17 protein-coding genes and 1 other annotated feature are annotated in these 21,907 nt (G+C 53.1%); of the genes, 16 read left to right on the forward strand and 1 reads right to left on the reverse strand.

Annotated features, from left to right (window positions below; all coding sequences use genetic code 11):
• Nucleotides 1-305 precede the first annotated feature (305 nt).
• The 16 genes from thrS to ACL2XN_RS04910 all read left to right on the forward strand — a co-directional run bounded on the left by thrS (nt 306) and on the right by ACL2XN_RS04910 (nt 15,309).
• Entirely contained in the window at nt 306-2,234 is a 1,929-nt protein-coding gene (thrS, locus tag ACL2XN_RS04835; RefSeq protein WP_410014992.1) for a threonine--tRNA ligase, read from the forward strand.
• 3 nt (nt 2,235-2,237) lie between these two features.
• On the forward strand, nt 2,238-2,780 hold the full coding sequence (gene infC / locus ACL2XN_RS04840; RefSeq protein WP_162365931.1) for a translation initiation factor IF-3: 543 nt from the start codon (nt 2,238-2,240) through the stop codon (nt 2,778-2,780).
• 96 nt (nt 2,781-2,876) lie between these two features.
• Complete coding sequence (gene rpmI / locus ACL2XN_RS04845) at nt 2,877-3,074, forward strand: 50S ribosomal protein L35 (RefSeq protein ID WP_162365777.1); 198 nt, start codon at nt 2,877-2,879, stop codon at nt 3,072-3,074.
• A 43-nt stretch (nt 3,075-3,117) separates the two neighbouring features.
• Nucleotides 3,118-3,474, forward strand: a complete 357-nt coding sequence (rplT, locus tag ACL2XN_RS04850; protein WP_162365778.1) for a 50S ribosomal protein L20 — start codon at nt 3,118-3,120, stop codon at nt 3,472-3,474.
• 107 nt (nt 3,475-3,581) lie between these two features.
• Nucleotides 3,582-3,704 (forward strand) — a sequence feature (Phe leader region).
• A complete protein-coding gene (pheM, locus tag ACL2XN_RS04855) occupies nt 3,587-3,631 on the forward strand; it encodes a pheST operon leader peptide PheM (RefSeq protein WP_001386830.1) in 45 nt (14 codons plus the stop codon). Its footprint overlaps the feature before it by 45 nt.
• 47 nt (nt 3,705-3,751) lie before the next feature.
• Complete coding sequence (pheS, locus tag ACL2XN_RS04860; RefSeq protein ID WP_410014993.1) at nt 3,752-4,735, forward strand: phenylalanine--tRNA ligase subunit alpha; 984 nt, start codon at nt 3,752-3,754, stop codon at nt 4,733-4,735.
• Nucleotides 4,736-4,749: 14 nt separating this feature from the next.
• A complete protein-coding gene (pheT, locus tag ACL2XN_RS04865) occupies nt 4,750-7,137 on the forward strand; it encodes a phenylalanine--tRNA ligase subunit beta (RefSeq protein ID WP_410014994.1) in 2,388 nt (795 codons plus the stop codon).
• A gap of 4 nt (nt 7,138-7,141) precedes the next feature.
• Complete coding sequence (gene ihfA / locus ACL2XN_RS04870) at nt 7,142-7,438, forward strand: integration host factor subunit alpha (protein ID WP_011411244.1); 297 nt, start codon at nt 7,142-7,144, stop codon at nt 7,436-7,438.
• A 289-nt stretch (nt 7,439-7,727) separates the two neighbouring features.
• A complete protein-coding gene (locus ACL2XN_RS04875; RefSeq protein ID WP_413730403.1) occupies nt 7,728-8,852 on the forward strand; it encodes a DUF2502 domain-containing protein in 1,125 nt (374 codons plus the stop codon).
• A gap of 181 nt (nt 8,853-9,033) precedes the next feature.
• A complete protein-coding gene (locus ACL2XN_RS04880; RefSeq protein ID WP_413730404.1) occupies nt 9,034-9,510 on the forward strand; it encodes a DUF2502 domain-containing protein in 477 nt (158 codons plus the stop codon).
• A gap of 241 nt (nt 9,511-9,751) precedes the next feature.
• Nucleotides 9,752-10,753, forward strand: coding sequence for a vitamin B12 ABC transporter permease BtuC (btuC, locus tag ACL2XN_RS04885; protein WP_410016822.1), 1,002 nt, complete (start codon nt 9,752-9,754; stop codon nt 10,751-10,753).
• A gap of 54 nt (nt 10,754-10,807) precedes the next feature.
• Complete coding sequence (locus ACL2XN_RS04890) at nt 10,808-11,359, forward strand: glutathione peroxidase (RefSeq protein ID WP_413730406.1); 552 nt, start codon at nt 10,808-10,810, stop codon at nt 11,357-11,359.
• Nucleotides 11,360-11,373: 14 nt separating this feature from the next.
• Nucleotides 11,374-12,180: a vitamin B12 ABC transporter ATP-binding protein BtuD gene (btuD, locus tag ACL2XN_RS04895; RefSeq protein ID WP_413722907.1), complete on the forward strand. Its 807-nt coding sequence runs from the start codon at nt 11,374-11,376 to the stop codon at nt 12,178-12,180.
• Between the two features lie 44 nt (nt 12,181-12,224).
• Nucleotides 12,225-12,683 carry a C40 family peptidase gene (locus ACL2XN_RS04900; protein WP_410014999.1) on the forward strand — a complete coding sequence of 153 codons (459 nt, stop codon included), beginning with the start codon at nt 12,225-12,227 and terminating at the stop codon, nt 12,681-12,683.
• Nucleotides 12,684-12,718: 35 nt separating this feature from the next.
• Nucleotides 12,719-13,735: a lipoate--protein ligase A gene (locus tag ACL2XN_RS04905; RefSeq protein WP_413730407.1), complete on the forward strand. Its 1,017-nt coding sequence runs from the start codon at nt 12,719-12,721 to the stop codon at nt 13,733-13,735.
• 122 nt (nt 13,736-13,857) lie between these two features.
• A complete protein-coding gene (locus ACL2XN_RS04910; protein WP_413722905.1) occupies nt 13,858-15,309 on the forward strand; it encodes a protein adenylyltransferase SelO in 1,452 nt (483 codons plus the stop codon).
• A 51-nt stretch (nt 15,310-15,360) separates the two neighbouring features.
• On the opposite strand, the gene ACL2XN_RS04915 is transcribed toward ACL2XN_RS04910, so the two are convergent.
• Entirely contained in the window at nt 15,361-21,219 is a 5,859-nt protein-coding gene (locus ACL2XN_RS04915; RefSeq protein ID WP_413730408.1) for a hypothetical protein, read from the reverse strand.
• Between the last annotated feature and the right edge of the window lie 688 nt (nt 21,220-21,907).

Raw genomic sequence — 21,907 nt, forward strand, 5'->3', positions numbered from 1 at the left:
GGCGCTGGATTTTCGCACGCCGCCGGGCCCGGCGGCGTATCCCGGCGCTTAAAGCAGTGGGGGAGCCTGGGGACGGGGGCGCGGAACAAGGGAAATTTTTGTAGATGCCAATAAGTTCATGGTGTTACTATCAGGCCCTGGTTGCGGTGTCATACAGCGGCGCTAACAGAAATTGTGCGCGCCTTTGTGTCCATATTTCGTAAGGTATAACGAGATAGCACAATCAACCTTCTGATTTTACTATATAAATTAAATTTGTATGTGGTCTTGCGTATGGATCACCACTGCAAATTAAGGAAACCACCATGCCTGTTATTACTCTTCCTGATGGAAGCCAGCGTCAGTTCGATCATCCCGTATCACCCCTTGATGTGGCCCGCGATATCGGTCCCGGCCTGGCGAAAGCCTGTATTGCCGGACGCGTGAACGGCGAACTGGTCGACGCCGTCGATTTGATTACCGATGATGCCCAACTGGCCATTATCACCGCTAAAGACGAAGCCGGGCTGGAGATCATCCGCCACTCCTGCGCGCATTTGCTGGGACACGCCATCAAGCAGCTGTGGCCCGACACCAAGATGGCCATCGGCCCGGTAATCGACAAAGGTTTTTATTACGACGTGGATCTGGAGCGGACGCTGACCCAGGAAGATCTCGACCTGCTGGAAAAGCGTATGCACGAGCTGGCCGATAAAGACTATGACGTCATTAAGGAAAAAGTGAGCTGGCAGCAGGCGCGCGATACGTTTGTCGCCCGCGGCGAGCAGTATAAGGTGGCGATCCTGGATGAAAATATCAGCCATGACGACCGGCCAGGCCTGTATCACCATGAAGAATATGTTGATATGTGCCGCGGTCCGCACGTGCCCAATATGCGCTTTTGCCATCATTTCAAGCTGCAGAAGACGTCCGGCGCCTATTGGCGCGGCGACAGCAAAAATAAAATGCTGCAGCGCATCTACGGCACCGCCTGGGGCGATAAAAAACAGCTCAACACCTATCTGCAGCACCTGGAAGAGGCCGCCAAGCGCGACCACCGCAAAATAGGCAAGCAGCTCGATTTGTACCATATGCAGGAAGAAGCGCCGGGCATGGTGTTCTGGCACAATGACGGCTGGACCATTTTTCGCGAGCTGGAAGCCTTTGTGCGCATGAAGCTCAAGGCGTACCACTATCAGGAAGTAAAGGGTCCCTTTATGATGGACCGTGTCCTGTGGGAAAAAACGGGCCATTGGGAAAACTATGCCGAGCATATGTTCACCACGTCCTCGGAAAACCGCGAATACTGCATTAAGCCGATGAACTGCCCCGGCCATGTGCAGATTTTCAACCAGGGATTGAAATCCTACCGCGACCTGCCGCTGCGCATGGCCGAGTTCGGCAGTTGCCATCGCAACGAACCGTCCGGCTCGCTGCACGGCCTGATGCGCGTGCGGGGGTTTACCCAGGATGACGCCCATATCTTTTGTACCGAGGACCAGGTGCGGGATGAAGTAAACAATTGCATCAAAATGGTGTATGATATTTACAGCACGTTTGGCTTCGATAATATCCTGGTTAAACTTTCCACCCGGCCGGCTAAGCGTATCGGTACCGACGATACCTGGGATCGGGCGGAAAAAGACCTGGCCGCCGCGTTGACTGAAAACGGCATCGCGTTTGAATATCAGCCGGGTGAAGGGGCGTTTTACGGTCCTAAGATTGAATTTACCCTGCTTGATTGCCTGGATCGCGCCTGGCAGTGCGGCACGGTACAGTTGGACTTTTCCTTGCCGGGTCGCCTGAGCGCCTCTTATATAGGCGAGAACAACGAGCGTTTGGTACCGGTAATGATCCATCGCGCCATATTGGGTTCGATGGAGCGGTTTATCGGTATCCTGACCGAAGAATATGCGGGTTTTTATCCTACCTGGCTGGCGCCGACCCAGGTTGTGGTGATGAATATCACCGACAATCAGTCTGATTACGTCGCAAAAGTGACAGAAAGATTGTCCGCAGCCGGCATTCGTGTAAAAGCGGACTTGAGAAATGAGAAAATAGGCTTTAAAATCCGCGAGCATACTTTGCGTCGGGTGCCCTATATGCTGGTCTGCGGTGATAAAGAAACCGAAGCGGGCAAAGTTGCCGTGCGTACACGCCGCGGCATCGATTTGGGCAGCATCGACGTTAACGAGATTATTGAAAAGCTGCAGCAAGAGATACGCAGCCGTAATCTTCATCAACTGGAGGTATAAAGTATTAAAGGCGGAAAACGAGTTCAACCGGCGCGTCCGAATCGTATCAACCGAGAAATTCGCGCGGCAGAGGTTCGTCTGACGGGAATCGACGGCGAGCAAATCGGCATAGTCAGCCTCAACGAAGCGCTTGAGAAAGCCGAGGAGTCGGGTGTTGATTTAGTTGAAATCAGCCCTAATGCCGAGCCGCCGGTTTGCCGAATCATGGATTACGGCAAGTTCCTCTATGAGAAGAGCAAGTCCACCAAAGAGCAGAAAAAGAAACAAAAAGTTATTCAGGTTAAGGAAATCAAATTCCGGCCTGGTACCGACGAAGGCGACTATCAGGTAAAACTACGCAACCTGATTCGTTTTCTGGAAGACGGCGATAAAGCCAAAATCACCCTGCGGTTTCGTGGACGTGAAATGGCGCATCAGCAGATCGGTATCGAAGTGCTTAACCGCGTTCGTGACGATTTGAGTGAACTGGCGGTAGTTGAGTCTTTCCCGAGTAAAATCGAAGGACGCCAGATGATCATGGTGCTCGCACCCAAGAAGAAACAATAAGGCCTGACAAGTAGGGCAGCCTGGCGCCAAACGGCGGTAAGTTGCCTTCGCCTCATTGCTTCATTTTATCAACAATGCGCAGTAGAGAAATAGATAATGCCAAAAATCAAGACAGTACGCGGTGCTGCCAAGCGCTTTAAGAAAACCGCTTCCGGCGGCTTCAAGCGCAAGCATGCTAACCTGCGTCATATTCTGACCAAAAAAGCCACTAAGCGTAAACGTCACCTGCGTCCTAAATCCATGGTCTCCAAAGGCGATCTGGGTTTGGTCATCGCATGTCTGCCGTACGCATAAGCGTCATTTTAACTGGTTCGAATAAGACTTTAGGAGAGAGCATATGGCTCGCGTAAAACGTGGTGTGACAGCTCGTGCACGTCACAAAAAGATTCTGAAAAAAGCGAAAGGTTATTATGGCGCCCGTTCACGCGTCTACCGTGTTGCCTTTCAGGCGGTTATCAAAGCAGGCCAATATGCCTACCGTGACCGCCGTCAGAAGAAACGTCAGTTCCGTCAACTGTGGATCGCGCGTATTAACGCCGCTGCCCGCCAGAACGGCATATCATACAGTCGTTTCATTAACGGCCTGAAAAAAGCCTCTATTGAAATTGACCGTAAAATCCTGGCAGACATCGCTGTATTCGACAAAGTGGCGTTTACCGCCCTTGCCGAAAAAGCGAAAGGCGCGCTGGCGTGATATGAATGAGAGAGGGAGTTTAACTCCCTCTTTTATTTTTTGGATTTATTTATTACGCTAGTATCAATCACCTAACGGATACTTCCCCGACAACGTTTAAGGTAATGCAAGCATGAATGCTGCCATTTTCCGCTTCTTTTTTTACTTTAGCACCTGATCCCGGGGGCTTGCGCGTAAGAAAAGAAACGAAAAATAGCGCTAAAGCCTCCCGGTGTGGAGGTTTTTTTTTGCTCGCCATTAACGATTAAGCCATTAAGGCCGGAAAAAGAGGAAAGCAATGCCACATCTGAGAGATTTGGTTGTGCAAGCCAAAGCAGCCATCGCACAAGCCCAGGACAGCGCGGCGCTCGATAACGTGCGCGTCGAATATCTTGGCAAAAAAGGGCATTTAACCCTGCAAATGACCACCTTACGCGATTTGCCGGCGGAAGAGCGGCCGGCGGCGGGCGCGGTGATCAACCAGGTTAAGCTGGAGGTGCAGCAGGCGCTGAATGAACGTAAGGAAAGCCTGGAGTCGCAGGCGCTCAATGCCCGCCTGGCGCAGGAGACCCTGGATGTATCGTTACCCGGCAGACGTATGGAGAATGGCGGGCTGCATCCGGTGACCCGCACTATTTCCCGCATTGAGCACTTCTTCGGCGAACTGGGTTTTTCTGTGGCCACCGGCCCGGAGATTGAAGATGATTATCATAACTTCGACGCCCTGAATATCCCTGCCCACCATCCGGCCAGGGCGGATCATGATACCTTTTGGTTCGACGCCACGCGGTTGTTGCGCACCCAGACCTCCGGCGTGCAGATCCGCACCATGAAAAATCAACAGCCGCCGATCCGCATCATTGCCCCGGGACGCGTTTATCGTAACGACTACGATCAGACCCATACCCCGATGTTTCACCAGATGGAAGGGCTGATCATTGATACCAATATCAGTTTTACCAACCTGAAGGGAACCTTGCACGATTTCCTGCGCAATTTCTTTGAAGAAGACCTGCAGGTACGGTTCCGCCCGTCTTATTTCCCTTTTACCGAACCCTCCGCCGAAGTCGATGTGATGGGTAAAAATGGCAAATGGCTCGAAGTGTTGGGCTGCGGCATGGTGCATCCGAACGTATTACGCAATGTCGGTATTGACCCCGAAGTCTACTCCGGTTTTGCTTTCGGCATGGGCATGGAACGCTTGACGATGTTACGTTACGGTGTCACAGATTTGCGCGCATTCTTCGAAAACGATCTGCGTTTTCTTAAACAGTTTAAATAGGACGGGACGAGCACATGAAATTCAGTGAACTTTGGCTGCGTGAATGGGTGAATCCCGCTATCACCAGCGATGAGCTGGCGGAACAGATCACCATGGCCGGCCTGGAAGTCGACGGCGTCGCCGACGCCGCCCCCGCCTTCACCGGCGTGGTGGTGGGCCGGGTAGCGCAATGCCGCCAGCATCCCAACGCCGATAAACTGCGGGTGACCAAAATCGATATCGGCGGCGACGCGCTGCTGGATATCGTCTGCGGCGCGCCCAATTGCCGCGAAGGCTTGACGGTGGCGGTGGCGACCATCGGCGCCGTGCTGCCGGGTGATGTTAAGATAAAAGCCGCTAAACTGCGCGGCGAGCCGTCCGAAGGCATGCTGTGCTCCTTCACCGAACTGGGCCTGGCGGACGACCATAGCGGCATTATCGAACTGCCCGCGGATGCCCCGCTGGGCGTCGATATCCGCGATTATTTGCAGCTTGACGATCGTATTATCGATATCAGCGTTACGCCTAACCGGGCCGATTGCCTGGGACTTATCGGCATAGCCCGCGACGTGGCGTTAATCAACCGCCTGCCGCTGAACATACCGGCCATCGAGGTCGTGGCGCCGGTTATCGAGGACCGGTTGCCGATCCGCGTCGATGCCCCCGACGCCTGTCCGCGCTATCTTGGCCGCGTGATCAAGGGGATAAACGTCGCCGCGCCCACGCCGTTGTGGATGAAGGAAAAGCTGCGCCGCTGCGGCCTGCGTTCAGTGGACGCGGTGGTGGACATTACCAATTTTGTCCTGCTGGAACTAGGGCAGCCGATGCATGCGTTTGATCTGCAGCGCATTGACGGCGGCATCGTGGTGCGCATGGCGGAAGAAGGCGAAAGCCTGACGCTGCTGGACGGGACGCAAACCCGCCTGCGGGCCGATACGCTGGTCATTGCCGATCGGGAAAAGGCATTGGCGCTGGGCGGTATTTTCGGCGGCGAATTCTCCGGCATCAGCGCCGACACCCAGGATGTGGTATTGGAGTGCGCTTTTTTCAGCCCCTTAGCTATCGCCGGCCGCGCGCGCCGCTACGGCCTGCACACCGACGCATCGCATCGCTATGAGCGCGGTGTGGATCCCGCGTTGCAGCACCGGGCCATGGAGCGCGCCACCGGCCTGCTGCTGGCTATCTGCGGCGGCCGGCCTGGGCCGGTTGTGGACGTGAGCGCACCGTCCGCGCTGCCGCGCCAGGCCACCATCACCCTGCGCCGCGAAAAACTCGATCGCCTGATAGGCCACCGCGTTCCCGATGCCGATGTCGGTGATATCCTGTCACGGCTGGGATGTACCGTGACCGCAGGGCAAGACAACTGGCAAGCGGTGGCGCCGACCTGGCGTTTTGATATGGAGATCGAAGAAGATTTGGTGGAAGAAGTGGCCCGGGTGTTTGGCTACAACAACATTCCGAATGTGCCCGTGCGCGCCAATCTGGAAATGACCCGGCACCAGGAGGCGGCATTGCCGCTTAATCGCGTAAAAACGCTGCTGGTGGATCGGGGTTATCAGGAAGCGATCACTTACAGCTTTGTCGATCCGAAGATACAATCACTGCTGCATCCTGACCAGGAGCCGCTGCTGCTGCCCAGCCCCATCTCGGTGGAAATGTCCGCCATGCGGTTGTCCCTGTGGAGTGGACTTTTGGGCGCGGTGGTTTATAACCAGAACCGCCAGCAAAACCGGATTCGTTTATTCGAAAGTGGACTGCGCTTTGTTCCTGATAAAACAGCGGACCTCGGCATTCGTCAGGATCTTATGCTGGCGGGGGTCATTACCGGTCCGCGTTTTGACGAACATTGGGATCTTGCGCGCCAGCCGGTGGATTTTTACGATTTGAAAGGCGATCTTGAATCATTACTTGAACTTACCGGCAAACTTGCTGATATTGAATTCAAACCTGAGCATAATCCCGCTTTACACCCGGGCCAGAGCGCGGCATTGTATTTAGCAGGGGAACATATTGGATTTATTGGCGTTATACACCCTGAACTTGAAGCAAAGCTGGATTTAAATGGCCGTACCCTGGTCTTTGAACTACGCTGGGATAAGGTTGCAGCGCGTAAAGTTCCTGAAGCCAGTGACATTTCACGCTTCCCGGCCAACCGCCGCGACATCGCTATTGTGGTGGCTGAAAGTGTCCCTGCAGCAGATATTATGGCAGAGTGTAAGAAAGTTGGCGCAAATCAGGTAGTTGGCGTAAACTTGTTTGATGTGTACCGGGGGAAGGGCGTAGCGGAAGGTTTTAAGAGCCTGGCTATCAGCCTGATACTACAGGATACCGCTCGTACACTGGAAGAAGAGGCTATTGCCGCGACCGTAGCAAAATGTGTGGCGGCACTAAAACAGCGATTCCAAGCATCCTTGAGGGATTGAACCTATGGCGCTTACTAAAGCTGAAATGTCAGAATACCTGTTTGAAAAGCTCGGGCTGAGCAAACGGGATGCCAAAGAAATAGTGGAACTGTTTTTTGAGGAAGTCCGGCGAGCGCTGGAAAATGGCGAGCAGGTAAAATTATCCGGTTTTGGTAATTTTGATCTGCGCGACAAAAATCAACGTCCAGGGCGTAATCCGAAAACCGGTGAAGATATTCCTATCACTGCCCGGCGGGTGGTGACGTTTCGTCCGGGGCAAAAGTTGAAAAGCCGTGTCGAGAATGCCTCACCTAAAGAGTGATGTATTGTCCTCTCTCTGAAAAGGCCGCCCCGTGCGGCCTTTTTTTTCGTCAACATGGCGGGTGCCGGCGGGAAAGGGGCGGCATGCGTTACCCGTCAGGGCATTATCATCATGCCCGCTTCTTTTAGCACCCGGGGGAAATCCGTACCGGCGCCCCGCGGGATGGCGGATTGTCAGGTTTTGGTAAGGGGATCGCCTGTTTATCGTAAAGGCGACATTGTCTGATAGTGGCGGCCGTTGGCCGCTGCTATAACGGCGGCAAATCGTATCTGTATCACAGGTAGATATCATGAGAAAGACCACCTTATTATGTGCGCTGGCGCTGCTGATGCCCTGCGGCGCGCTGGCGGATGTATTTATCAGCACCAATAATCCCGGCATGGTGATTAACCTGGGCAGCCAGGATCAGCGCGGTTATTTCTGGGATGGCGACGAGTGGCGTCCGCCGCACTGGTGGTACGATCACCGCGGCCGGCATGTCGGCGAACGCAACGAGCGCGGGTGGTTTTGGGATGGTTACCAATGGCGTACGCCACAGTGGTGGTACGAACATGAGGATGATGATATCGGCGATCGTAATGATTTCGGCTGGTACTGGGACGGCGGGCGCTGGATAGAGGAAATGCCTGACGGCATGCGCAACGACCGGGGCCAGTATTGGTATAACGGTATCTGGACCATAGCGCCGCCGCCAGGCTATGGCCGGCGCGGGCGCAACTATCATGAACCGAGCCGGCGGCAGGAATTTTCCACCTGGGATCATAACGACAGGCACGATAGCCGGCCGCAGCAAAACGGCGGCGGACAGTGGCATCAGGGCGGCAATGATAACCGGCCGCAGCAAAACGGCGGCGGACAGTGGCATCAGGGCGGCAATGATAACCGGCCGCAGCAAAACGGCGGCGGACAGTGGCATCAGGGCGGCAATGACAACCGGCCGCAGCAGAACGGCGGCGGGCAGCCGCACCAGGGCGGCAATGATAACCGGCCGCAGCAGAACGGCGGCGGGCAGCCGCACCAGGGCGGCAATGATAACCGGCCGCAGCAGAACGGCGGCGGGCAGCCGCACCAGGGCGGCAATGACAACCGGCCGCAGCAGAACGGCGGCGGTCAGCCGCACCAGGGCGGCAATGATAACCGGCCGCAGCAGAACGGCGGCGGGCAGCCGCACCAGGGCGGCAATGACAACCGGCCGCAGCAGAACGGCGGCGGGCAGCCGCACCAGGGCGGCAATGATAACCGGCCGCAGCAGAACGGCGGCGGGCAGCCGCACCAGGGCGGCAATGACAACCGGCCGCAGCAGAACGGCGGCGTTCAGCCGCACCAGGGCGGCAATGATAACCGGCCGCAGCAGAACGGCGGCGGTCAGCCGCACCAGGGCGGCAATGAAATAATCAGGCCGAAGCCGCATTAAACCCGGCCAAAGCCCGTTTAGGGATGCGGGGCAGTGGGCGGCAGTTCGCCGTAAAGCATCGGGGCTCAGTGTGAGTATTTCGTCAGGTTAGCGTAAGAGTAATGCAAATCCGTGCTTGTCTGATAGTGGCATTTTGCCGCGGCTGTTATAACCACTGCAAATGGATTCAGGGACACAGAATATGAAACAAAAAGCAGTATTTTTGGCCATGGCTCTTTTGGCAACGCCTTGCGTCATCCCCACGGGCGCCATGGCGGGCATGCTGGTCCATACCTCTGCCCAGGGCGTCTCGGTGCAAATCGGCGCGCGTAACGATCGGGGCTATTACTGGGATGGCTATGACTGGCGTACTCCGACCTGGTGGCGTGGACACAAGGGCAAGCATGTAGGCGAACGCAACACCCGCGGCGAATATTGGGATGGCGGCCGCTGGTCGCCCAAGCCGCCCGCGGGACAAGGTAAAACCGCCAAGGCGCGCCAGCAGCCGGTGGCGCATAAAACAACGTCCCGCAATACCGGCGACGATCATAATACCCACGCCCAGCCCAATGGTGATAACGGCAAGCAGGGACAGGCACAGAGCGGCCATGAGAGCAAAAGTCAGGAAAACCAACACCAGGGAAGCGGCGGTGAACCGATAAAACAGCCGCAACAATAACAACAGAGTTAATATTGACCCTATGGGTCACCTTACCCGGCGCCATCTGATTCCCCACTTATGGCGCCGGTTTTTTTTCTTTCAGTACTTCCCGCCCCGCCGGTAAAACGCCGTTTATCCCGTCGATATCACAACCTTCATTTTCCCGCCATTGGCGCTACCGCTTTGCCGTTAATCCCGGTAGGATAAAAGCCCGTTTTCCGTGCCCAGATAACCTTGTATTACCGGACCTTAAGTGATGATGCCGTCAAACAGTCCACTTTTCAGCGATCTGAAATATCGGCAATCCCGTCGCGATGCCGCGCGCGTCCGCGTTTTGGCGCTGTTTGTGTTTATTGCCCTGCTGGTGAGCCTGTGCGCCGGCGATGTCTGGTACTGGCCGACCCAATGGCTTGACGACACGCCCCGCATGTTCATCTGGCAACTGAGGCTGCCCCGCGCCCTGGCGGTGATGGCCGTCGGCGCGGCGCTGGCGCTGGCCGGCGCCGCGATGCAGAATATTTTTGAAAATCCGCTGGCCGAGCCAGGATTGCTGGGCGTGGCCAACGGCGCAGGCGTAGCGCTTACCCTCGGCGTACTGCTTGGCCGGGGGACGATACCGGTGTGGGGCCTGGGTCTGTGCGCGGTGGCCGGCGCGCTGGCGATTACGCTGCTGCTGCTGTGGTTTGCCAGACGCCGCGCCTCCAACGCCCGGCTACTGCTGGTCGGGGTCGCGCTTGGCATTGTTTGCAGCGCCGTGATGACCTGGGCGGTCTATTTCAGTACCAGCCTGGATCTGCGCCAATTATTATATTGGATGATGGGGGGCTTTGGCGGCGTGGACTGGCGCGACAAATGGCTGGTATTGTCCCTGCTGCCCTTTATTCTCTGGCTGTGCCTGCAGGGCCGGGTGATGAACCTGCAGGCCTTGGGCGAACAGCAGGCGATGCAATTGGGCTTACCGGTGTTTGTCTGGCGCAATGTGTTTGTACTGGCCTTCGGCTGGATGGTGGGCATCAGCGTAGCCCTGGCCGGCGTGATTGGTTTTATCGGCCTGGTGGTCCCGCATATCTTGCGTTTATGGGGATTAACCGATCACCGACGGCTGCTTCCCGGCTGCGCCCTGGCCGGCGCGGGCATACTGCTGCTGGCGGATGTGATTGCCCGCATCGCGCTGTATGCCGCGGAACTGCCGATAGGCGTGGTAACCGCCACCCTTGGTTCGCCGATATTTATCTGGCTATTAATCCGGATAAGAGGATAAGCTGGTGTATGGCGTTAAGCTGCTGATTTTAACTGTAACCCGTAGGAGATTCAGATGAGTGATACCCTTTATACCCTGCCGCTGAAGACCATTACCGGGGAAGTTACCACCCTGGAAAATTACCGGGGCTCGGTACTGCTGATTGTCAACGTCGCCTCGAAATGCGGTCTGACCGATCAATACGAAGGACTGGAAGCGCTTTATAAAACCTGGCATGCCCAGGGGCTGGAGGTTTTAGGCTTTCCCTCCAATGAGTTTGCCGGCCAGGAACCCGGCAGCGATGAAGAGATACTGGCCTTTTGTCGCGGGACATTCGGCGTCGAATTTCCCATGTTCAGTAAAATTGAAGTCAACGGCGAGCAGCGCCACCCGCTTTACCGGGCGCTGATCGCCGCGAAACCCACGGCGATAAAACCGCAGGGCAGCGCATTTTATGAGCGCCTGGCGGGAAAAGGGCGCGCGCCTAAGCAGCCGCAGGATATTTTATGGAATTTTGAAAAATTCCTGGTAGGGCGCGACGGTACCGTCCTCGAACGCTTTGCCCCGGATATGACGCCTCAGGATCCCATTCTCCTCGATGCCGTCAAACGGGCCCTGGCGCAATAAACGGCGCACCGGCCATGCAGCCGCCGTTATTACTGGATCTGCGGCGCGTATCGGTGCCGCGGCGCCTGGCGAAGATATCGGTCCAAGTACCGACCGGCAGCCTGATCCATATCATCGGACCTAACGGCGCGGGGAAAAGCACGCTGCTGGCCTGTATCGCCGGCCTGATGGCGTCGGCGGGGGACGTCAGCCTGCTCGGCCGGCCGGTGGGACAGTGGCATGGCGCCGACCTGGCCCTGCGCCGGGGCTATTTATGCCAGCAGGCGCTGCCCTCCACCGCCATGCCGGTATTCCAGTATCTGATGCTGCATCAGCCGCGCAACGCCGACGAGGCCGCGATTGATCGGACCGTGGCATATCTGGCCGCGGCCTTGTCGCTGGCGGATAAACTCGACCGCCCGTTAAGCCAGCTATCCGGCGGCGAATGGCAACGGGTAAGGCTAGCGGCGGTATTTCTGCAGATCTGGCCGGACGTGAACCCCCTTGGCCGGCTGCTGCTGCTCGACGAACCCGCCGCCAGCCTGGATATCGCCCAGCGCGTGGCCCTGGATGCGCTGCTGGCGGAAGTCGCGGCCGCGGGGCTCGGCGTGCTGATCTGCGCCCATGATCTTAACCATACCCTGCATCATGCCGGCCGGGTGTGGCTTATGTCCTCCGGCGCCCTGGCGGCGCAGGGCAGCGCGGGGCAGGTTATGCGTCCCGAGATCCTTTCGCCGGTGTTCGGCGTGGATTTTACCCTGCTCCAGGCCGGCGAGCGCCCCTGGCTGGTGGCATCGGGCCCGTCTTTACCGTCGCAGCGGATGATTTCGGGCGCTTCTTAATCAGCATGGTCAATATAAAGAGTCATAAGTAGAAAATGAGACGGATGTCCTTTTGGCTGTTGGCAGTAACGTTATTGATTACCGGCTGTAGCCACCATGCGCCCAGTCCCGACCCGCGGCTGGCCAACGCCAGCGTGGTGCAATCCCGTCTCCATGCGCAGCTGCGCCAATGGCACGGCACGCCCTACCGCTATGGCGGTCTGAACCAGGACGGGGTGGACTGCTCCGGTTTTGTCTATCGCACCTTCAGGGACCGGTTTGACATCATATTACCGCGCTCCACAGAGGCGCAGACTAAAGTCGGCACGCGCATCTCTCGTGACGATCTATTGCCGGGGGATCTGGTGTTTTTCAAAACGGGCAGCGGCGCCAACGGACTGCATGTGGGTATCTATGATACCGACGATCTGTTTATCCATGCCTCGACCAGCCGCGGCGTCATACGCTCATCGCTGGACAATGTTTACTGGCGCAAAGCCTATTGGCAGGCGCGGCGTATTTAACCGGCTGATTTAACGTCGTCACGACGGGAGAAAGTATGTCATCCCTGCGGCTATTTTTGTCCGATTCCTACGATCCCTGGTTTAACCTGGCGGTGGAAGAGTGTATTTTCCGCCAGATGCCGGCCACCCAACGCGTGCTGTTTTTATGGCGCAATGCGGATACGGTGGTGATTGGCCGCGCGCAGAATCCCTGGAAAGAATGCAATACCCGGCGCATGGCGCAGGACCATATCAAACTGGCCCGGCGTAGCAGCGGAGGCGGCGCGGTATTTCACGATCTGGGTAATACGTGCTTCACTTTTATGGCCGGCAAGCCGGGCTATGATAAATCCATTTCCACCCAAATCATCCTCAATGGCCTGCGCAATATGGGTATCGCGGCGACCGCGTCGGGGCGCAACGACCTGGTGCTGGGCACCTCCGACGGCGAGCGTAAAATCTCCGGCTCCGCCTATCGCGAAACGGCTGATCGGGGATTTCACCACGGCACTCTGCTGCTCAACGCCGATCTGGACCGACTGGCGCTATACCTTAATCCCGATGTGAAAAAATTACAGGCAAAGGGTATTTCCTCGGTGCGCGCCAGGGTGGCCAATCTTGTCGAGGTGCTGCCCGCTATCGAGCATCACCTGTTATGCCGCTACCTGAGCGACGCGTTCAGCCAATGGTATGGCGAACCGGTGATGCCCGAAATCATTTCGCCGGACAAGGTGCCGGACCTGCCCGGGTTTGCCGCGCAATTTGCCAAACAAAGCAGTTGGGAATGGAATTTTGGCCAGGCGCCGGCCTTCAGCCATACGCTGGATGCGCGTTTTGCCTGGGGCGGGGTGGAATTGCATATGGACATGGAACACGGCGTGATAACCCGCTGCCAACTCTTTACCGACAGTTTGAATCCCAGTCCCCTGGAGGCATTGGCCAGGGCATTGCCCGGCGTAACCTATCGTCCCGCCGATATGGCATTGGCTTGCCGGCGGATAATGGCCGATTTTGCGCAGGACCGCGACGCGCTGGAAGACGTCAGCGCGTGGTTGAGCGACGCCGTGCGCTAAAAGGAAGTTTTCCCGGCGGCATGGCCGGCCATGGCTCATGCGGCGGCAAGCGGTGACGGGGAGACCGGTGGTCGCACTACAGGTATGTCGCCGGACGTTCTACACTTGAGTAAGGAGGCACCATGGCACAGACCCCGATATTCAAGAATAGCTATTTCCACCAGTTGCCCGGTTTTTATACCGCTCTTGCGCCCACCCCGCTGCGCGGCGCACGATTGCTTTACCATAGCGCGGCATTGGCCGGCGAGCTGGCTCTTGCCGATGAACTGTTCGACGAGCGGCATGCGGCGATATGGTCCGGCGAACAGCTGCTGCCCGGCATGCAGCCGCTGGCGCAGGTTTACAGTGGCCATCAGTTCGGCGCCTGGGCGGGCCAACTGGGCGACGGGCGCGGCATACTGCTCGGCGAACAGCAACTGGCGGACGGAAGGTCGATGGACTGGCATCTGAAAGGCGCCGGCCTCACGCCCTATTCGCGCATGGGGGACGGCCGCGCGGTGCTGCGTTCCGTGGTACGCGAGTTTCTGGCGTCCGAAGCGCTGCATTATCTTGGCATCGGCACGACGCGGGCACTGACCATCGTCACCAGCGACGAGCCGGTATGGCGCGAAAAAGCGGAGCCGGGCGCCATGCTGCTGCGGGTGGCGCCAAGCCATGTGCGCTTTGGGCATTTCGAGCATTTCTACTACCGGCGCGAACCCGATAAGGTACGCCAGTTGGCGGATTATGTTATCGGCCGCCACTGGCCGCAATGGCTGGGCCTGGAAGATCGCTACCGTTTATGGCTGACGGATGTGGTGGAAAGGACGGCGCGCATGATTGCCCAGTGGCAGGCGGTGGGATTTGCCCACGGCGTGATGAATACCGACAACATGTCGATTTTGGGCATTACCATAGATTATGGCCCCTTTGGTTTTCTTGATGCGTACCAGCCGGATTATATCTGCAACCATACCGACCATCAGGGCCGCTATGCGTTTGACAACCAGCCGGCGGTGGGTTTATGGAATTTGCATCGACTGGCGCAGGCGTTATCCGGCCTGATGCCGGTCGACTCTCTTGAGCGGGCGCTGGCTTGCTATGAACCGGCGCTGATGGACGCTTATGGCGAGGAGATGCGCGCCAAACTGGGCTTTACCACGCGCGATCGACAAGATAATGATATTCTCACCGGCCTGCTTGGACTCATGGCGCGTGAAGGCAGCGACTACACTCAGGTGTTTCGCTTGTTAAGTGAAAGCGAGGCTCGCAATCCGCGCTCGCCGCTACGCGATGAAATGAAAGACCTGGCGGGTTTTGACAGCTGGTATCAGTCTTACCGCCGCCGGCTACTGCAGGAAGACGTCGATAACGATCGGCGCAGGCAGGCCATGCTGGCTAAAAACCCCAACATCATCCTGCGCAACTATCTGGCCCAGCAGGCTATCGACGGCGCTGAACAAAACGACACCGCTTTTTTAGCCAGGCTTCACCAGGCCCTGCGCCGTCCGTTTGATGGCGATGCGGCGTTTAACGACCTGGCCGCGCCGCCGCCGGAGTGGGGCAGGCATTTGGAGATATCCTGTTCAAGTTGAGGTGATTGCCTGCGCGCGCGCCCTTTATCCGTCATCCGTCCGGTTATGCCATCAGTGCCGATCGCCCGGGTTGATTTCATTAGCAAACCAATCGGACAGATAACGATATTCGTCCAGCGAGAGTATGACATCCAGAAAAGCCTGCTCGACAATAAAGCGATCCTCCTCGCCGGTTAAGTGATATTCGGCGATAATGGCATCCAGTATATGTAAGGACTGCGGACTAAGGGATTGTATATGACGGGGGATATCCGCGTTGGGCGGGGCATAGCCATATAATTGCTGCAAAATATCCAGATAGATTAACGGCATTTGACCAGCATTTGGGGCTGATGCCGGGATAGGGCCCGTCGCCGTGGTGTTATTTGGCGCCGCCGCACGATCGCGCTTGTTGCGCTGGACTAAAATTCTTTTATGCATATTCAGTACGAAGCTTATCAAATCATGCAACCGGCGATGTATCCTCTGGCTTTGGCTGAAGCTTCCATCCTCGGAACCATGAGAGGAATCGACGCTGCCGCGGGCCGGGCTCATATGCTGCTTACCCGGTCGAAACCAGGTAAACCATTCCGGCCTGCGCTGGCGGATATCGTCGCTGATTTTATACGGGTAAGCCTTAATAGGCAGACCTAGCTCATTGGCAAGGATTTGCCCCGTCGAATAGCGGTGGCCATAGCCGCTGTAGCAGGAAAAAAGTTCAATGCTTTCCAAATCCTGAAACCTGAATTTGGCATTATCCAGATACGAAAGCCCGCGGACAATGTCTGAAAACTCAATGGCATCCATGTTATTCACATTAAAGGGCGCGCCATGCAGTTTTATCCTTAAGCGCGTCTTGGCATCACTGATCAGGTCGATATGACAATCTTTTCCCAACAGGATTTTTTCGCGCGAAACCTGCTGCTCCCTGTAGCCTCTTTGCTGGCCGTCACTCAGATAAATAGGCACTTTTTCACGAGGAAGTTCATCCATTAATGTGGGGATCTCAATCTTCGAGCCAAAGGCCTTGCCCGCCATGACGAAGAGGTTTTTGCCGTTGTGGCGCAGCGTCAGCAGCCCTTGCCCGAACGTGCCCATTTGTTCGGCGATAACGATGGAAACCCTTGCCGGCAGGTCGGGATCAAAAAAGTGATTTTCTATGCCGATAAATCGACCGTGGCCCTGACAAAGCAATAGATGCTCAAGTAAATTGGCCGTGCTGTAGAGCGCCAAAAGGTTGCCTTCGTTAATTTTGAGCATGTTCTCTATGGATGTTATCCTGAATTTGTCGGAAAGAATGGCGTGGCTATTAAAATTATCTATTTTTGCCTGGTTTATCATTCGGGTCAGTTTTATTGCGCTTTCATTATCCAATTTTTTGGTTTTGTATAAAACATGCAGGGGGAATTCTTCTTTAAACGTATAGGTATAAGTTGAATGGCGTAATGCCCGTGCGGCCAGACGAAAATCGGATGATTGCACATAACCGGTTGAATATTTTAGTTTGCCAGGAGCATTATTGCTTCTGATAATCAAAGGAAAATACCATGTTGGTTCTTTAAGCAAGAAACCGTTTTTAAGAATACTGGACGGCGACGTAGCCTCCCGGTATGTCAGATAATTAACATCCTCTAATGAGTCGATATCTTTATATTTAATGAGTTCGAATTCTAATGGCGATTTATTATACATGCTCAACCATTCATTTTCGGTGAAAACATCCATGGTATCCAGTAAAATGAATGAACCACGCATTTCTTTAAGATCAATAATAAATTTATAATTTTCAATATCAAGTGTTAATGCAAAATAGGTTTCAGGTACTGTTGAATGCTTGTTTTTCCAGCCGCAAATAGCACGGAAACGCATAATCCCTTCTTGTTTTTCAGTCAAGGCCCGTATAGCGGAAACCAGAAATTCTTCATCCTGGCTATAACCGTTAAACTTTAAAGAATCAATAATCTCCTGCCGAAAGAAAAAGCTGCGATGAAATCTGCCAATAAAATTTTCATGCTGTATGTTTTGATTAATGATATCACGCACATAATCATTTTTATAAAGATAAAATCGTATCACGCGCTTATAGAAATCTATGGTGCTGTTATCGATATCCGGTTTTTTTGACAAGGTGGGCGCAGCTTCACATTGTATTATCTCAATATGATTGCGGTTTTTTTTTGCTACTTCATAAAAATCGTAGGAGGCAATGAAATGACTGGAACGACTACCGACACTGGCTATCCAATTGCCGGTGCTGCTGCGTACTACCGGCACAGCAAAATCTTTTTCATTAGTCATTTTTTTATTGATAATCCTCCATCCTCCATAATGTTTATCCCAGAAAACCTTGAAATAGTCATTATCATTTACAACATAATATAATTTGTTTTGCGTGATTTTATCAACCAAAACACCCGTTGATTTTATTTCCAGTAGACGGGCATCAATATCTGTTTTCCATGCCTGCCGCAAATTTTTCTTGCGCCGTGATTCTGCTCTGATAGCTTCGTTGACGATTGAAACAATTTCGGTGATTTTATTTTTAATGTTCAAGGTAAGAAAAAACAGTAAGCTGCCGTAAGGCTGTAGCGGAAAAAGGAAAGAAGCAAATTCCTTAACCGACGCCGCGGCGAGTTTTTTTCCCACTTCAGGTGCGGATAGCACTAATTCATTAAGAATAAATCGTTGTAGCATCTCTCGCGGTGTATTGTTTTTTATGGCTTTGTATAATGCATGTTTTAATGTGTTTTCAGGGATTTTTTTAAATTGCCCCCCCATAAATACAATCGTGGTGATGAGATCAAATAGATCGAACATGATTTCATTGAATTTTATTTCATGCTCTTTATCATACCAGTGTTTGCAAAGCGTATCGAAAAAAGGAATAAACGAGGCTATATATTCAGGCCAACTATGGTTACGCAGCGTTTCTTTCAATCGATCGGCAATGGTAAGCAGTGTCGCATGAGACAAATAATCAATATTGGTAATCAGCGGCGTATCAAGACTTACCGGCGGTGACGAGTCAATCGGTTGTGAAATATAGGGTTTGATCAATGATATGATATCGCTACTATTGACTGCAACCAGCGTAAAGGGCGCCGCATGCATACCCATGGGCTCGTCTTCCGGAGGAGAAAGCACCAGGTCGATCATGGTGGTAAGATCGCCGCTGTTAGCGTCGATATCAGGAAACAGTCCCGCCAGGAAATCAGCCCCGCACCCCAGCGGCTCTGGGCGCCCCGATTGCTTATTCGCGTTATAGCCGCGCCAGTAAGCCATCATCTGTTGCACAAAAGGCTGGTTATCAAATTTATCAATGTCATGGATAAAGACATAACCGCTAAGGGTTGATAAAAGAAAAAGCTTGCCGCTTTGTAATCGCAAAAGTGAGAGGTAGCCAATATTTTTATGGGGGAAATAAACATAATTAAACGGGGATAGGCTGTTAGAAACATAGTTTCGCGAGAAAACTTCAAAGCAAAATATTTCTTTTGGCGGGTATATGGCGTCGACATAATCGATTGCGGACAAGTTAATCGCCGCCAGGCTGCTTTTACGGGCTTCATGACCGGCGTAAAAATGCTTATAATCATAAAATTGTTTATAATAATCTTCTAAAGAATCTTTTTTATCTGAAGGTGACAATTGATAAATGCTTAAATGGCCCACTTGTTCGCGCGTTTTATACTCAATGAAAAAATGCTGTTGTTCGCTGACAAAACTTCTTAGAATATACAATGCTTGTAATGAAGACAATAGGTCTTCATCAAAATTGTTTTTTGTGCTTAGATACCAAAATACGGAGGCTTTCATCATAAGTTCAACATCACCTTCCAAAACCCGTCGCTGATATGACAAAAGCATCTGATAATCTGTATGGTGGCCTTGCGTTTTTTTAGTTTCGGTTCTCATCGCCTCAATTTTTGCCGCAGCAATATATTGTTCAGCATTATCCGCTACAAGTGTTATATTTTTGCCCCTAAAATAATCAATGATGTTAATAAATATTCTTTGCAAATTCTTGAAGTAAGCAAGTAATATAAGCGTTGACTTATATGCATGTGAGTTTATTTTTAAGTCGTTATACCATTTCTGCTCTGTGTGGAATTTTTCTTGCTCTTGGTAATTTGCAATCAGTATTTCCGATAAAATAGCATATGCCTGGTCCCAGGGTGCAATGTTTTTTTCTTGCCAGGATGCCTCATCTTCAGGTTGAACTTCGTTCAGCCGAGATAACTCTACCATTTTAAGTATAAAATTTAGATGGGTATGATTATTATGTCTAAAATGGATGTAATTTTCCGCCTCATTTATAAAGAGTCTTTCCATATCCGCAATATCAATTATAGTTTCATCAGCGACGAAAGGGTATCCAAGATTGGTCATTTCTCCTGGCAATAAAAAGTTATTAGTATGAACGCTTATTTCATTAAAACGGGTATACTCAAATATATAATAAAACCTTAATTTCAGCAGGCTCTCGGTTAAGGCTTTTTTATTGTTATCAATCAGAGCGGTGTAAATGTCCTGATTGGTCGTGTAAGTGACCCGTTCCAAAGTGGTATGGTCGGCTTGGAAAAGCTGTGCGGTATATTCATCATGAGCTATTTTCATGACTTTGAGCGTGTTGTATATTTCGACATGAAAGGCATGATCATAAAATGAGGTATTTTTTATTTTTAATATCTGTTCATTTACGACTGAGGCGAAATCCCTGTTTTTCAGCAAAGCTACAGTATGACTAATGATATCGATATTGATATCTTCATAAGCCTCGACAAGCTTTCCTTCTATATCCGGAATATAGTCGTGCAGAGTTTTATAATCAGCCATATGCTGTTTGATCAGGCGATGACCGTCGGTGTCTGTTGCGCTTAAACCCAGCAACGACGTCAAGAGTTTTTCGGTTAACGTTTTAAGGATCAGTACGTGCAGTACATACGCTTTGTCTTTAAAATAAAGCCCATAATAAAATATATCTTCAGCCTTGGCGGCGATAAGCTTGTCTAACTCTATTAAAGTCTCGCGATTGCCGTTGGCAAGGTTAACGCCCGTCGCCTGCAATTCCCGCCCCAGCTCATGTAACACCGCCCGGCCGGCGGGATTGGCGGGTGTAAGGTTGAATTCCTGGTCATCAATGAAAAAGCGGCCAAGCTCAGGCGAGCCATCAGCGCGCGCACCGAGCGGATGGGGCATCACGGCGTCTGTTGGAAGCGCCGGAGCCGGCTTGACTTCTAATGGGCGTGGGCTATCGCCCGCGGGGGCCGGATGCGCTGATATCTCGGCAGCGGCTGAATAAAGGGTTTGGCGCCCTGCGGGCTCATGGAGCTGCAGGCCGCTCGTCTGGGGGAATATCAGCGGATCCCGCGCGTTGGCGAACCAGTTTAAAGCCGTATCCAGCCAAGCCGGGCGCGCCAGGATATACCCCGTGTTATATCCCTGAGCCAGGTGCGCCAGCAATTGGCCCAGCGCCGAGGTGACAGTGAGGGGCGCCTGCAGCAGATCTTCAATATAATAATTATTTTCGTGGACCACAACCAACCGGCTGTCCAAATATCCCGCTAGAATAGCCCGGCCGCTCGGCAAAGTAATATGCCTGACGGGGAGATTAATTGTTGTATCCATTAGCGTGATATTAATATAACGTACGCCGCCGGCCGTGAGTAAGCAGTCTTTGTTGCGAATTAATTCATTTGCACATTGATATAAATAATTAATTCTATCATCTGAGCCCGGCGTGGACCGCTGTTTGTCGCCGGCAATAACCGTCTGGTTTCCTTGATGGCGAATATCTGGCTCTTTTGGGTGATTAATATTTCTAGCTTTAATGATAACTTTTGAAAATGAATGCAAACTATTTATTGGTTTCAAATAAAAAGATGACGCCGATGGGGCATTGGATGTGCCGTAATTGATTAAATTAACCATATATTTCCTTAAGTTGTGCTGATGCTCACGAGGTTGAGGGCGAAATGAGTACGGGCCAGATAACGTCAATGATAAAGGGTGTATGACCTATTTCCGGCTGGTATTATTGGTTATGCAAGGAGTTAGTGACCTACCATAATATAAACGGGTAGCTTAATTAAGCTTTAATAAGATTTTGTTTAATTGATTGAGAGGTTAAGTCGGGGACACGCGGTGATAATCCGCCATAAAAAAGCCGCAGGGAAGGGCAACCTTTGATGCCGGCCCATAAAGGCTGGCTTAACTTGCTTTTTGCCGTCGGCTGCGCAAATCAACCGCACCGGCCAGCCGCTCAGGTGGCTATTCACTGTCAGCCCAGGTAGCCACCGCGTATAATGATATGGCCGCTACGGTTACCCGTCGTTTGGTAAATAGTCTTTCGCCTATGCTTATCCATGCATCGGACAGCTATGACGACATATGCAATGTCAACTGGCATAAAGCCGATAGGCGGGCGCGGCGTATTTAGCCTGTTGATTTGACGTCGTCGCCAGTAAAAAAATGCCGCCAGTCTTTCGACACTTGAACGTCTTAGCGCCGTGGCACAGACACCGGTATTACAGGGTTCTCCTTTCTCCATGGCAGCCCCCCGCTGCGTAGGGCGCGGGTTTCAGGCGTTTGAGACGCTGCATTTATTGGGTAGCGGCAC

Origin of the sequence: Sodalis sp. RH22 (assembly GCF_047324165.1) — a bacterium.
GTDB lineage: Bacteria > Pseudomonadota > Gammaproteobacteria > Enterobacterales > Enterobacteriaceae > Acerihabitans.